At 63.2% G+C, this 14,529-nt stretch carries 10 protein-coding genes and 1 pseudogene; 3 read left to right on the forward strand and 8 right to left on the reverse strand.

The features are described from left to right. Positions 1-7 precede the first annotated feature (7 nt). From ppsA to E3O19_RS06775, 3 genes and pseudogenes are all read right to left on the reverse strand, one after another. Positions 8-2,431, reverse strand: a complete 2,424-nt coding sequence (gene ppsA, locus E3O19_RS06765) for a phosphoenolpyruvate synthase (protein ID WP_134566406.1) — start codon at positions 2,429-2,431, stop codon at positions 8-10. 179 nt (positions 2,432-2,610) lie between these two features. Next, positions 2,611-3,429, reverse strand: a complete 819-nt coding sequence (locus tag E3O19_RS06770) for a pyruvate, water dikinase regulatory protein (RefSeq protein WP_134566408.1) — start codon at positions 3,427-3,429, stop codon at positions 2,611-2,613. 75 nt (positions 3,430-3,504) lie between these two features. Further along, positions 3,505-3,642, reverse strand: a pseudogene (locus tag E3O19_RS06775) (helix-turn-helix domain-containing protein); the annotation flags it as partial. Positions 3,643-3,883: 241 nt separating this feature from the next. On the opposite strand from E3O19_RS06775, the gene E3O19_RS06780 reads away from it, so the two are divergent. Then, entirely contained in the window at positions 3,884-4,498 is a 615-nt protein-coding gene (locus E3O19_RS06780) for a GNAT family N-acetyltransferase (RefSeq protein WP_134566412.1), read from the forward strand. Between the two features lie 818 nt (positions 4,499-5,316). On the opposite strand, the gene E3O19_RS06790 is transcribed toward E3O19_RS06780, so the two are convergent. From E3O19_RS06790 to E3O19_RS06800, 3 genes are all read right to left on the reverse strand, one after another. Further along, positions 5,317-5,949 (reverse strand): chlorite dismutase family protein, encoded by a 633-nt coding sequence (locus E3O19_RS06790; RefSeq protein WP_134566416.1) that lies wholly within the window; start codon positions 5,947-5,949, stop codon positions 5,317-5,319. A gap of 174 nt (positions 5,950-6,123) precedes the next feature. Then, complete coding sequence (locus E3O19_RS18665) at positions 6,124-6,471, reverse strand: hypothetical protein (protein WP_338145080.1); 348 nt, start codon at positions 6,469-6,471, stop codon at positions 6,124-6,126. A gap of 508 nt (positions 6,472-6,979) precedes the next feature. After that, the gene (locus E3O19_RS06800; RefSeq protein WP_134566418.1) at positions 6,980-9,010 is read right to left on the reverse strand and encodes an aconitate hydratase; all 2,031 of its coding nucleotides are present in this window, start codon (positions 9,008-9,010) and stop codon (positions 6,980-6,982) included. Positions 9,011-9,865: 855 nt separating this feature from the next. On the opposite strand from E3O19_RS06800, the gene ctaD reads away from it, so the two are divergent. Continuing rightward, the gene (gene ctaD, locus E3O19_RS06805) at positions 9,866-11,521 is read left to right on the forward strand and encodes an aa3-type cytochrome oxidase subunit I (protein WP_420898592.1); all 1,656 of its coding nucleotides are present in this window, start codon (positions 9,866-9,868) and stop codon (positions 11,519-11,521) included. Positions 11,522-12,238: 717 nt separating this feature from the next. Here ctaD and E3O19_RS06810 read toward each other — a convergent pair. Both E3O19_RS06810 and E3O19_RS06815 read right to left on the reverse strand, forming a co-directional pair. Further along, on the reverse strand, positions 12,239-12,607 hold the full coding sequence (locus E3O19_RS06810) for a hypothetical protein (protein WP_134566420.1): 369 nt from the start codon (positions 12,605-12,607) through the stop codon (positions 12,239-12,241). After that, a complete protein-coding gene (locus tag E3O19_RS06815) occupies positions 12,608-13,069 on the reverse strand; it encodes a hypothetical protein (protein ID WP_134566421.1) in 462 nt (153 codons plus the stop codon). 302 nt (positions 13,070-13,371) lie between these two features. On the opposite strand from E3O19_RS06815, the gene E3O19_RS06820 reads away from it, so the two are divergent. Beyond that, positions 13,372-14,337 carry a hypothetical protein gene (locus E3O19_RS06820; protein ID WP_134566423.1) on the forward strand — a complete coding sequence of 322 codons (966 nt, stop codon included), beginning with the start codon at positions 13,372-13,374 and terminating at the stop codon, positions 14,335-14,337. Positions 14,338-14,529 lie beyond the last annotated feature (192 nt).

A 14,529-nucleotide genomic window follows, 5' to 3' on the forward strand; every position in this document is an offset into this window, starting at 1 on the left:
CGGGCGGTCAGGCGGCAGCGCTGTCGGCCCCGGCGTCGTCGTCGACCTCGGTGCCGGCGGCCGCCTTCGCGAGGCGCAGCCAGGTGTCCACGACGGTGTCCGGGTTGAGCGACACGGAGTCGATCCCCTCGCGGACGAGCCACTCGGCGAAGTCTGGGTGGTCGCTGGGCCCCTGGCCGCAAATGCCGACGTATTTACCGCGGGCCCTGCAGGCCGCGATCGCCATGCTGAGCAGCTTCTTCACGGCCGGGTCGCGCTCGTCGAAGCCGCCGGCGACGATGGCGGAGTCCCGGTCGAGGCCCAGCGTCAACTGGGTCATGTCATTGGAACCGATGGAGAATCCGTCGAAGTAGTCCAGGAACTCGTCGGCGAGGAGGGCGTTGGACGGCAGCTCGCACATCATGATGATCTCCAGGCCGTTCTCGCCGCGGCGCAGCCCGTTCTCGTCGAGCAGCTCGATCACACCCCTGGCCTCGTCGAGGGTACGCACGAACGGGATCATCAGTTTGATGTTGGTCAGCCCCATCTCGTTGCGGACGAAGGACAACGCCTCGCATTCGAGGTCGAAGCAGTCCCGGAACGAGGGCTCCAGGTATCGGGAGGCGCCGCGGAAACCGAGCATCGGGTTCTCCTCGTGCGGCTCGTAGCCCTGCCCGCCGATGAGGTTCGCGTACTCGTTGGACTTGAAATCCGACATCCTGACGATGACCGGCTCGGGGGCGAAGGCCGCTGCGATCGTGGCCACACCCTCGGCGAGGCGCTTGAGGTAGAAGTCCCGGGGGTCGTGGTAGGCGGCGATGCGCGCGCGGATCTCAGCGGCGACCGCGGCGGGCTGCTCGTCCAGGTGCAGCAGTGCCTTGGGGTGGATGCCGATCTGGCGGTTGATGATGAACTCGAGCCTGGCCAGTCCCACCCCGTGATTGGGCAGCTGGGCGAAGGTGAACGCCTGCTCGGGCGTGCCGACGTTCATCATGACCTTGACCGGCGCCGCGGGCAACCGGGTGAGTTCGGTCTCTTCGACCCCGAAGCCCAGCAGACCCTCGTAGATCAGGCCGGTCTCACCCGCGGCGCAGGACACCGTCACCTCGAGGCCGTCGGAGAGGATGTCCGTCGCATTCCCGGTCCCGACCACCGCGGGGATGCCGAGTTCGCGGGCGATGATCGCCGCGTGGCAGGTGCGCCCGCCGCGGTTGGTCACGATGGCGCTGGCCCGCTTCATGATCGGTTCCCAGTCCGGGTCGGTCATGTCGGCGACGAGCACATCGCCGGTGGCGAAGCTCGCCATCTGGTCGATTGAGGAAAGGATCCGCACGTTTCCCGCGCCGATTCGCTGGCCGATGGCGCGACCGTCGACGAGCACCCGGCTCGTCTCGTGCAACCGGAACCGGCTCAGCTCGACCGCGGACTTGCGAGACTGCACGGTCTCCGGACGCGCCTGCAGGATGTAGAGCCCGCCGTCCTGGCCATCCTTGCCCCACTCGATGTCCATGGGCCGCCCATAGTGCGCCTCGATGGCCATGGCGTGGCGGGCGAGTTCGGCGACGTCCTCGTCAGTGATGCTGAACCGGTTGCGCAGCTCGGGGGCAACCGGCACGAAGTCGATCGTGCGGCCGATTTCGCGACTGGCCGTGTAAGTCATCTGCAGCGCCTTCTCGCCGAGGCTGCGTTTGAGGATGGCGGGGCGACCGGCTTGCAGGGCGGGCTTGTACACGTAGAACTCGTCCGGGTTGACTGCGCCCTGGACGACGGCCTCGCCGAGCCCGTAGGACGAGGTGATGAAGACCGCGTCGCGGAACCCGGACTCCGTGTCCATCGTGAACATGACGCCGGATGAGCCGACGTCGGAGCGGACCATGCGTTGCACCCCGGCTGACAGGGCCACCTCAGCATGCGCGAAGTTGTGGTGCACCCGGTAGGCGATCGCCCGGTCGTTGTAGAGCGACGCGTAGACGTCCTTGATGGCCGGAAGGATGTTCTCAATGCCCCGAACGTTGAGGAACGTCTCCTGCTGGCCAGCGAACGAGGCGTCCGGCAGGTCCTCCGCCGTCGCGCTGGAGCGGACCGCCCAGGACAGATCCGCCGCGTCGCCGTGCCGGTCGACGAGTTCCTGGTAGGCGACCCTGACCTGGGCCTCAAATTCCGGCGGGAAGGCCGTCTCGCGCATCCGGGCCCTGATATCCCGGCCGGCGGCCGCGAGGGCCGTCACGTCGTCGATGTCCAGGCCGAGCAGCCGGTCGACGATCCACTCGTCCAGGCCAGAATCGGCCAGGAAATGCCGGTAGGAATCGGCCGTGGTCGCGAATCCGTCCGGCACCTTGACGCCGGCGGTGGTCAGGTTCTGCACCATCTCACCCAGGGAGGCGTTCTTGCCACCCACCCGGTCCAGGTCAGTGAGTCCGATTTCCGAGAACCAGAGGATGTCAGTCGTCATGATTGCTGCTCCTTTGCAGATATGCGGGCGGGGTGCTGCCACGCTGGACGGATTCCCCGACGTTGTGGGCGAGGTCCTTTTCCCATAGTGTCACGCCCCGCGGCCCCGCGGCCCCGCGGCCCCGCGGCCCCGCCCGACCCGCCGGGCGAACGGCACCCGACACTGCGCGGAACATTTCGCTAGCGTTTGAGCTTCATCCGCTGCAGGATCATCGCCGCCATTTCCTCGACGGACATGCTCGCCGAATTCAGGAACGGGATCCCATGGGACGTGTACAGGCGTTCCGCGCTGCGCAGTTCGAATCCGCACTGACGCAGCGAGGCGTAGGACGATCCCCGTCGTCGTTCCGTGCGCACCTGGCTCAGGCGCAGGGGATTGGTGGTCAGGCCGAAACACTTGTCGACGAATGGTCTCAACGGTTCCGGGAGGCCCTCACGATCGAAGTCCTCGTCGACGAGGGGGAAGTTCGCGGCGAAGATTCCATGCTGCAAGGCCAGGTACATGGTTGTCGGCGTCTTCCCGCACCGGGAGGGCGCGACCAGGATGATCTGGGCCTTCTCCAGGGCACGCAGGCTCTGCCCGTCGTCGTGCTCCATGGCGTATTCCACGGCGGTCATTCTCGATTGGTATCGCTCCGCGTTGCCGAGGCCGTGCGCCCGTCCGGGAATATTGCTCGACCGGGTTCCGAGGGCCTCCTCGAGCTGCCCGAGGTAGGTGCCGAGCAGGTCGACCAGGGTACCCGTGCACGTGGCGAGCGTGCGGCGGATGTCGCTGCCGACGGCGGTCGAGAACACGATCGGTCTCAGTCCGCGCGCGACCAGGCCGTCGACGGTGTCGACGACGGCCTGGGCCTGTTCGACATTGAGGATGAACGGAATCGTCATGCGATCGAACTCGATGGCCGGAAATTGGGTCAGCAGCGTGTTCCCGAGCGTTTCCGCGGTAATGCCGGTGCTGTCCGAGAGGAAGAAAACGGGGCACGGATCATCGGTGGTCATATACGCATTCTGCCGCGTCCGCGGTCAGAGTCGCGGCCGCCCGGCCCAGCGGCGGGCTTTCATCGCCAGGTGCAGCTACAGGCGAACGTAGCCGTTGAGCGGGTCCACCCCGATGAGGTCTCTGATCCGGCCCAGCCGGTTGTAGATGCTCGTTCGGTGCAGGTGCAGCTGGGAGGCGACCTCGGCCACGGATCCGTCCTTGTCGTAGATGAGTCCTCGGCATGATTTCAGTGAGATGAGATCCCTCTAAACCCTTCGAAGCGATAGTCTTTCGGCTATCGGCGCCGCCTCGCCCGAGTGCGCAGAAGGTTCCTGACTACAGATTCGCCTAGAACTTGACCAATAAGTTTCAACGGGACTAGCGTGAATGCCCGTGCTCGGTTGTCGCTGCCCAGCATGGTTTCCATGGCCCGGCCGGCGCCGTGGGGTAACCCGCAAGATTGGGGTGAACGGCATGGACTCGAAAGACACCAGCCCGCGTATCGCAACCCCAGACGACAGAGATGAAGTTGTCGAGATCCTTGTCAGCGCGTTCTACAACGATCCGACCTGGAGCTGGGCGTTTCCGGATCCGTCCCTACGTGCTGAGCAGCAAAGACGGTTATGGACGCTGTTCGTCGATGGAGCGATGCGCTATCCGCGGGTGTGGCTGACCCCGGGCAATACCGCCACAGCCGTGTGGATCCCGCCGAATGGAACAGATCTCTCGGATGAGCAGGAAGCGGCATTGAAACCGACCATCGAAGAGATGCTGGGTGCAGATGCCGGTCCGGTGATGGAGGCGTTTGACCTGTTTGACCAGGCCCACCCCCGGGATATGGCGCACTTCTACCTGAGTCTGCTGGGCACCAGAGCCGAGAATCGGGGACGAGGGTATGGACTCGACCTTTTGGCGAGCAATCTACGCCTGATCGACCTGGCCGGGATGCCGGCCTACCTAGAGGCCAGCAACCCCTCGAACGTCGCACTGTACGAACGGCACGGGTTCAAAGTGCATGGTTCGTTTACACTGCCCAAAGGCGGTCCCGACATAGTCACGATGTGGCGAGATGCTGCGTCCTCGGGGTAAACCGCCCACGAGCATGAGCGGGAACACACGATGCGGATTCCAGCAGGTCGCCCCGCCATGACCTCCCAATCTGCCCCTAGGCATTGCGGTAAAGCACTCATCCCTCGCTGCTTCGACCATCTCATGACGACGCGGACTCTCAGGCGTGCCTCGGTGGTGACGCCCGCAACCGCATCGGGCTGCGATCTCGCGAGTCGATGAACAATTTATGGACACCCGCTGATCCTCGATGCAATATGCTCGCAGCCCTTTTGTAGATGAGCTCTTCGATATGTCTGTGCTGATGATGGAGCGACGCCTCGACGGCATCGAGTCCCGCAGCACAAGTGCGCCGGCGCCCAGAACGCTTCTCGACATTTTGGGCGAGACGACTCGGCGGTTTCCTGAGGCGTCTGAGCTGGATGACGGATCTGGCGTATTGAGCTTCCGCGAGCTGATGGCACTGTGCATCGTTGTCCGTTCGACGTTTGCCATCTACGACGGTAGACCGCGTCGGCTGGATGACCGGAAGTGGCCCCGTGCTAGCTTGACCGGGTGACTTGGGATACATCTGCCGTCGGAGCGCTCTGGTTTACCGTGGCGATCCTCGCCGGGGGCTATGCGCGCACGCGTAACAGGTCCGCATGGACGTGGTTCCTTCTGACGCTCTTCCTGGGGCCAATCGCAGCCTTTCTACTTGTCACAGGGCCCGTCCGAGAACGTGCTGCCGACCCCACTGAGCCGATGGCGGAGACCGCCGCCCGGTAAACGTTGGTTTAACGCATCTCACGGATCTCAGACGAGATGCAAAACGGTTTTGGTCGCGCGCCGGAATGGGTTCATCGGTTTGCCAAGGGTAGACGTTCGACTTCAGGTTCGCGTGTCAGGCGGATTTCGATCTCCCGCTCCACGTACTCCCACTCGCGACTCGTGCGCAGCCGCGCAAGGAGTTGGTCGAACCTGGACTCATCGCTGGGAGCGAACTCGAACCAAGTCAGGAAGTCGAAGGGCTCGCCGAGGTCCCGGCCGTGACACAACTGTCGCGCGACCGCGGGCAGGTACTCCAGGCCGACTGCGATGTGGTGCGAGGTCTCCTCGAAAATCGCTCGGCGCGCGTCCTGGGGCAACTCCCACCAGGCGGTGGACGTCGTAATCGGGAGCAAGGCCGCGCGCCCAGCCTCCGGTCGCCCCAGCGCGGGCTGCACGGCGTCGAGCATGGCCTGTTCGACGCTCTCGGTATACCGCTTATAGCTCGTTGCTCCGCGGAGCACCCAAGCTGGACCCACGGTTCCAGGAACACCGGCTTCCCTGCACGCCCCCTCGCTCACAGAAATATAGGACACAGCAGCCAGTCCGGCCCCCACGACCGGAACGATCCTGTCAACGGACCACCTTCGGGCGTTAGCGCCGACAGCGTCGTCCCCGATAGCGCCCACGCTAGAATCGAGGCCGCTGAAATAGGTGAGTGCCATGTCCTCCACGCTACAGTCGCCGGGCGGGCGCCGCATCGATGCCTCGGCCCGAGGAGCCCGTTGCGACGACGGTGCTCACCGGCATTACAAGGTAGACGAGTGCGGCCAGGCCGCGAAGGAGCCCCATGGTCCGTAGCGCGCTCCCTGGACGATGTCCAGGCAAGGGCGCGTCTCCTAAATCACGTCAAGGGCGAACCCCGGCGCAACAGCGTCGAGCGCCCCGAAGATGGCCGCGCGCCGGATAGCGTGCGGGATGGTGCGGGCGTCGAGCACGATGGTTTCCGGGGCCGCCCCGTCAACGGCCCAATCTGCCGCTGGCCGACCGAGTGCAATCGGCTCAGGACTCCGCGCCGGAGCGATGAGCTTGGCTACAGTGAGCAGGATGACCGCGTCCTCGACAGCCTCCAGCGAGTTGCGGCCCGGCGGCATCGTGATCAGGTCCCCGCACCATCCAGACCACGCTGCGCCACCCGAGGCGAGAACGACCCGCCCCTCGAGGACCTGCACGGTCGCTTCAGCCAAGTTGTCGTGTTCTCCAAGGCATTGCCCGGCACGGAGAGCGATCAGCGTTTGCCGAAGGACGTGCACGTGGCCGCCGTACACGGTCTCCGCGCTGCGACCATGGATGCGTCCCGTGCGTGATTAAGATGGTGGCGCACGAGTGCGGTGAGCGACTTCTTTTGCATGTCATTCTCAACTTTCATTGCACTCATGCTCCGCTACCGCCGTGCGAGTGTCAACGGTGCTGTGATTGCCGCGCATGGCTGGTCAGTACGCCCGTTCTCAGTTCGGAATCCCGCTACGCTGCCAGCGCGTGGAGTCCGCTGATTTTCGAGCATCCCATAATGGTGAATCTCCGTTTTCCGCGCGGTCTGGGCGCATAGTGCCGCGGTTGAGTTGAAGGTCAATTAGCTGATGAAGGGTGGCCCGTTGGCTTGACCGGACGGGGCAGGCTGCATTTCACCGGCGACGAATACGCGCTCGTGGCTCGTCTGGTGCCGACCGTCACGTGCGCGCCGGGGCGGTATCGTCACAGAACGGAATTTGGGCGCAAAATGAAACGGGGCTGGCCTATTTCGGGTTCCTCAGGAACGGTGGCTCCGCGCGCGCTCCTGGCGCGCAGCCACGGGATGAGGCCACCGACGAGGAGCATCTCGATCTGCCGGGTCGAGAGTTCGTGGCGCACGGGGTAGACCTCATCACGGGTTGTGTTGCGCACGAGGATCTCCGTTCCGTTCGAGAGAGCCTCACGGATCCCGTCGAGCACGAGCACGTCATCCTGCGCGATGCGATCGTGATCGGCGGCATCTACGAACTGGAGCGCCAGCGCGCCGAAGTTGGCCAGGTTCTGCCAGTGGATACGAGCGAACGAGACCGCCAACACCACCCGCAGTCCGAGGAAACGCGGGGTGATCGCGGCATGCTCCCGAGAGGAGCCCTGCCCATAATTGGCCCCGGCGACGATCATGTGACCGGTCGTGTCTCGGGTTTGGGCGGCGCGAGTCGGGTAGGTCGGGTCGACCTGATCGAAGGTGAATTCGGCGAGCTTGGGGATGTTGCTGCGAAAAGGGAGCACGCGCGCACCGGCCGGCAGGATCTCATCTGTTGAAATGTCATCGCCCACGATCAGGGCGACGGGTGCCTCGATGCGCTCGGCGAGCGGTCCGAAGACCGGCAACGAGGAGATGTTCTCGCCCTTGATTAGGTGCACAGCGATGGATTCCTCCGGCGACAAGGGCTTCTCGAGCATCGCCAGGTTCACACTCGACACCACTGGAATTGTGATCTGGGGATATTCCAAGCCGAAAAGCCCGGGCAGGTCTCGCGGATCGGTGATCTGTCCCGTCAGCGCGGCGGCGGCCCCCGTCTCCGGCGAACATAGGTAGACCGAGTCTTCCTGGGTGCCCGAGCGACCGGGAAAGTTGCGCGGCATCGTGCGCAGGCTGATGCTGCCATTCGCCGGGGTCTGGCCCATGCCGATGCAGCCCATGCAGCCGGACTGATGCAGCCGGGCGCCCGCCCCGATCAGATCCAGGGTGGCCCCCATGATGGTGAGGTCCTGCAGAATCTGGCGGGAGCTGGGATTGACGTCGAGGGACAGGCCGGGGAATGACTGGCGCCCTTTCATGATTGCGGCAACGATCGCGAAATCGCGCAGGCCCGGATTCGCGGATGACCCGATCACGACTTGCTCCACCGGGCGCCCCGCGACCTCCCTGACTGGAACGACATTGCCGGGCGAACTGGGAAGCGCGATCAACGGCTCGATCGAAGCCAAGTCGATCTCCTCGGTCACGTCGTAGGTCGCATCCTCGTCCGCGAGTAGTTCGGTGAAATCGTGCTCGCGCTGTTCGGCGCGCAGGAAAGTTCGTACCTGGTCGTCGGCCGGGAAGACGGTGGTGGTCGCGCCCAGTTCGGCGCCCATATTGGCGATCACGCGCCGATCCATCGCGGTCAGGGTGGCGAGGCCGGGACCGTAGTACTCGACGATCCGATTGACGCCGCCCTTGACGCCGTACCGGCGCAGCATTTCGAGGATGAGGTCCTTGGCACTGGTCCACGGTGGCAGTTGTCCGGTGAGCTTCACGCCCCAGATTTCGGGCATCCTGATGTACAAGGGCTCACCGGCGATCGCCAGGGCCACCTCGGTGCCGCCGACGCCGATGGCCAGCATTCCCAGCGAGCCGGCGGCCGGGGTGTGGCTGTCGGAGCCGACCATCGTCTTGCCGGGGACGCCGAAGCGCTGCATGTGAGTGGGGTGTGACACCCCGTTGCCGGCCTTCGAAAACCACAGGCCGAACCGTTGGCAGGCGGAACGGAGAAAGTCGTGGTCCTCCGCGTTCTTGCTGTCGGCCTGCAACAGGTTGTGGTCGACGTACTGCACGGAAACCTCCGTACGCGCTCGATCCAGTCCCAACGCCTCCAACTCCAGCATGACCAGCGTCCCGGTCGCGTCCTGGGTGAGGGTCTGGTCGATGTGCAGGCCGATTTCGGTCCCTGGCACCATCTCCCCCGAGACCAAGTGCGACGCGATGAGTTTCTGGGCAACGTTGTACGCCACGGGGAGCTTCCTTACTCGATCGCGGTGCCGGCCGACATTCGTCAGCAACGAATTGGCCTCCGGGACTTTACCCACGGTAGGCCACTTGTGGCGTTGGGCCTAGCCTTTCCAGGGAGAAAGGCCATCCTTTGTACCGGATGCGCGTTGTCGCTTCGTCAAGTTTTCACCCTCGATCCACCGGTCGTTCAGGGTCTGTAGTTGGGCAACAGCGTCGACGACGGGCCTGATGGCACGACGTACGTCAGCGTGAAATAGGTAGTGCAGCGACGCTCATCAGCGGGGCATCGACGGCAACACCGTGCTCCTCAGCGATGACCCAGGCCGGACTTCTCGCAGGCTGGCCTGCGGGTCTTAGGAGCCTGCAGTGCTCTGTTGAGTCATGATGAGAAGGAACCAAATAATCGCGCCGACCACGGCTTTCCCCGCACGGAACATGAGGCTGACGATCGGCCTCCCCCGCCGGGCGCGACGAGGGTCCAGCTGTATCTTTCCGCAGCGGCGCTCAGCGTCCGGTACGCCTCGACGGTGACCCACCGAATACCAATGTCCTCCGTGGCGGAAAGCCCCTGCTTGGCATTCGCGGCGATGGTCCTTGCCTCCCGCAGACTCATCGGAGTAGCGTGAAGCATCCTCATGTTTCTGGAAACATGCTGATGCGAATCTCAGAGAACTTAACGCGTCGCCGTCACGACCCACTCAGACAATGCATAAGTTCAAAATATTGTCAGTTAGGCGCATGCGGAAGCTTGCAAATACGCAAGAAAGTTGACATCGGTGACAACTACTACTAGCGATCGCGCGCAGAACACTTCGGGTATCCGGCCCCCGAAGGCCGTACCCTCGAAACGAGGGGATGTGCTGATCTCGCTGATCACCACTACAGATCACAAGGTCATCGGGTACATGTACCTGACCACCTCGTTCTTGTACTTCTGCCTGGGCGGGGTCCTGGCGTTGGTCATGCGGGCCCAGCTCTTCGAACCGGGCCTGCAGGTCGTGCAGACCAAAGAGCAGTACAACCAGTTGTTCACCATGCACGGGACCATCATGTTGTTGATGTTCGCGACCGCGCTGTTCCTCGGCTTCGCCAACGTCCTCATCCCGTTGCAAATCGGCGCCCCCGATGTGGCGTTCCCGCGGCTGAATTCCTTCACGTACTGGCTCTATAGCTTTGGTAGTTTGATCGCGGTGGCCGGCTTCCTCACGCCGCAAGGAGCGGCATCCTTTGGCTGGTTCGCCTATCAACCGCTCGCGAGCACGACTTTCTCACCAGGCGTAGGCGGGAACCTGTGGATGATGGGACTGGCCCTGTCCGGCTTCGGCACGATCCTGGGCGCTGTGAACTTCATCACCACGATCATCACCTTGCGCGCCCCGGGGATGACGATGTTCCGGATGCCGATCTTCACCTGGAACTCGCTGGTCACCGCGATCATGATCCTGATGGCGTTTCCCGTGCTGGCCGCTGCGCTGCTTGCTGCGGCCGCAGACCGCATTTTCGGGGCGCACATCTTTGACCCGTCCAACGGCGGCCCCATCCTCTGGCAGCACTTGTTCTGGTTCTTCGGCCATCCTGAGGTCTACGTCGTTGCGTTGCCGTTCTTCGGTATCGTCACCGAGATCTTCCCGGTCTTCAGCCGGAAGCCGGTCTTCGGCTACAAGACCCTGATCTACGCGACCATCTCTATCGGCGCCCTCTCAATCAGCGTGTGGGCACACCATATGTACGTCACCGGATCCGTGCTGCTGCCCTTCTTCGCCCTGATGAGTATGCTCATCGCGGTACCGACCGGGGTGAAGTTCTTCAACTGGATCGGCACCATGTGGCGAGGTTCTATTACCTTTGAGACCCCGATGCTCTGGTCGCTGGGCTTCCTGGTGACGTTCCTCTTCGGCGGATTGACCGGTGTCATCATTGCTTCACCGCCGCTGGACTTCCACGTCTCCGACACTTACTTCATCGTCGCGCACTTCCACTACACCGTCTTCGGCACCGTCGTGTTCGCTATGTTCGCCGGGTTCTACTTCTGGTGGCCCAAGTGGACCGGGAAGATGCTCAGCGAGCATCTGGGTAAGTGGCACTTCTGGTTGCTTTTCATCGGGTTTCACACGACCTTCCTCATCCAGCACTGGCTCGGGGTACTCGGAATGCCTCGCCGGTACGCGTCGTACACGCCAGAGGATGGCTTCACCTGGATGAATCAGCTCTCGACCATCGGATCGGTCATCCTGGCGATCTCGATGATCCCGTTCTTCGTGAACGTCTACATCACCGCCCGCCGCGCCCCTAAGGTCACTGTGAACGACCCCTGGGGGTACGGTTCTTCCCTCGAGTGGGCAACGTCCTGCCCCCCACCGCGACACAATTTCAGCTCCATCCCGAGGATCCGGTCGGAGCGCCCGGCCTTCGACCTGAACCACCCCGAAGCCGCCCTGCCCGTCGGCATCGGACCCGGCAGGGACGCACCGGACGCACCGACGTATGACGCCGCCACGAAGAGCACCAAGTAAATGAAGCCCTCCCTTCGAAGCGTCTATTGCCACGCGTCCGGTGCACCCATTTGCCGTCCACGGAACCTGTCGCACGGGAACTGCGAAGGTTGCGTCCCGCCGAGTGGATGCTCCTCTTGATGTCAAGCGACTTGCATGGCATCGCAGAGTTCGCGTCGATAGGACGGGTGTCCGTCCGGGCGCGACCGTTCCTGGTGCTCCTTCAAGGTTCCCTTGTGAAACGAGGAGCGGGGCCAGCCCTGACTCTGCGACTGGGCCCAAATCCGTGTCGCTCAAGGTTCCCTTGTGAAACGAGGAGCGGGGCCAGCCCTGACTCTGCGACTGGGCCCAAATCCGTGTCGCTCAAGGTCCGTCTTACGGGCGCGTACCCACTATCCGGGTGCGCGTTGATGGAGACCAGTCACTAGTACGGCAGGTGCGGAATATCCTTGAAGACGCGTTCGGTATCCGATTTACTGGTTGGCAGACGCCAGACGAAGTCGCCACCAAATGCGTTCCCGTGGCACTCACCTCCTCGCCGCCGCCGCCATCGTCATCCCGGCCGCTCGCGGCATCGACATCTCGCCCGGGAGTTCAATGATGAGCGCCCCAGCCTCGATCCAACCCACCGCACTGCTTGACTACACGTTAGGGACTGCTGTCGATTCGCTTGGCTCCTAGCTCCTGACCAGCAACCTGTCCCTTCACCCACTGGGGCGACGCCTTCGGCGTCCGGGCCTACCAGCCGCCCTCGTCGGGCTCGTCGGGGTACACAGACCGGTAGAGCTCGGGGTCCGTGAAAACGGAGACACTGAGCCGCCAGTTGCCGAGTCTGGCCGCCCACAGCCGGCTAGCCTCGTCCGGATAGCCTGCACCCCACTCGGCCAGCCCCAGGTGGTCCGCCCAGGACGCACACAGCGCTTGGGCATCGGGATGCTCACGGCCACCAGGGTGGGTGCCGTAAAAGTCAGTCTCCAGTTCGGTAGTGAGGCTCCATCTCAGCGGCTGGAGGCCTGCACGTGCACCGTGCTCGTTGAGCACGCCGGTGACGGCATCTGAGATCGCGCGGGACAGGCCCTCTTCGTCCTCGGGAGTGAAGCTGGGCATCTACCGGCGCGCCTGGTCGTTAAGGTAGTCAGCGACGGCCTCGTCGATGCGTTCGAGGGCCAACAGGGAGCCGGCGAACAGGCGTTCGGCCGCGTCTAGCGCTTCCGGGTCGACGTCCGCGATCCGGCCGCTGAACCGCGCTGCGAACGCCGCGAACTCAACTGGGCTGCCGGCGTGGATGATCATCGCCGCGGCCTCGTCGATGAGGTCGGAGTTGACTGTGCAAAAGGCCAGCGACCACGCGGCCACCTCAGCGACGAATCCGTTCGCGGCGACCATATCACCCAAATACCCCCCGTCGCCGGGGGCTGCATCGTCCCGCCACGATTCCAGCATCTGCACCATCGTCTCCCCGGGATCACCCTCGCCCTCGATGAGCTCGATCAGGAGCTCCAGGCAAGGACCGGCCAGGGAGATGCGGCCCGGAGCTTTCGGGTCCGCCCCGGCGTCCAGCTGCCTCACAGCAAGACCTGTATGATTTCGGATTTCCAGCCGGCTGGACACGCGACGAAGTGCTCGTCTGGAACGAAGGAGAGACGAGTCTGGTTCCGCTGGCACCGGATACTCACCGGAATGTACTGAGGAACAACGCCCTCGGTCGGCTGGTGGGTTTCGAGGTAGACGTGCAAGTACTATCGGACCCCTTTCCGCGGGGCAACGATGTTAGGGCTGACGCGCATGGGCGACGATTCTTTGCCGGGGCTCAAAATCGCGGCGTTTCCTCCGACAAAAGTCCTGCGGTCGATATCCACTGGCCCAGTCGAATGCTCACGGCACGCATAGCTGCGGGTTGCCGAGGCCTCGAGCTCAACGAATCTGAACCTGGTCGCGCGGGACGGGTAGCAGTCACATCGTTTCTCGATCTCCGGGAGCTGCACTACCTTGCCCATGCGCCCTTGCTCGAATTCTTGGAGGAGATGGCGGCTCACACAGGGATAAGTTTCTACAAGCGCCGGCAACAGCAGCAAGGTCAAACTATCGAGCCGTCGGAAGTCGTCGCCCGCACAATTGATGACCTGCCCGAAAAGTCAATGAACGACTTTAAGAGAGTTCTCGGGAACAACCAAGACGCAGCCAAGTCCTGGCTTCTCTGGGCCGAACGGCGCGGCCTAATCGTCAAAGGTTTCCCACTCCTGTGTGAGAAATGCGGGTCCAAGCAATGGATTCCCGTGGCAGCATTTGCACCGCCGATTATCTGCCGCGGTTGCGCGGCAGGCATGGAGACCCCTTTCGGCGACCGCCCGACCGCTGAATTCAAATACAGGCTGTCAGAGCGAACGCGGCGGGTCTACGAACACGACGCCATGGGGTATTTAATGGCAATGCGATTTTTCCACTTTATTTTCGGTGGCTCCTTCGGCAGCGAACTTGTAGGGTTCCACCCGGGGATCGAAGTGCGACTGAAGGGGAATGCCGACGCCGAAGGCGAGGCCGATGTCTTGATGCTCCTCACTGGCGGCGACCTTATACCGATGGAGGTGAAGCACTCGTTCACTGGAATGACCGATGAAGAAGTAGAGAAACTAGACCGCTTGGCTACCCGTCTTCGCTCCCCCTGGTCGGCACTGATCGTGTCCAAATACGGTAAGGACGCCACAGCAGACTTCGTCGCTAGAGAGAATCGCAGCCTGGATTCCGATCAATTCCGCCTGATTCTCACTTACGACCTGCTTTTGTCCGAGCGCCCGTTCTGGAGCCTGGGAGGTGACCCATTTTTGTGGGCTCCATGAATATTGGCTTCGATGGGCACCACCTGTGGTGCGAGTGAGCCCCACTGTTTAGATGCGTGATTTGTATCGTTCAGCCCCACTAGCGGCGTGGTTGAGCCCCACCTGAAAAGCTCCTTCCACCGTGTGAGCGCCACACGGTGGAAGGAGTACCGGCAATGGTACGGAAGATCAAAGCGAAGCAGATCCTGCAGC

This window comes from Cryobacterium algoritolerans (assembly GCF_004402785.1).
In the GTDB taxonomy this organism is placed as follows: Bacteria; Actinomycetota; Actinomycetes; order Actinomycetales; family Microbacteriaceae; genus Cryobacterium; species Cryobacterium algoritolerans.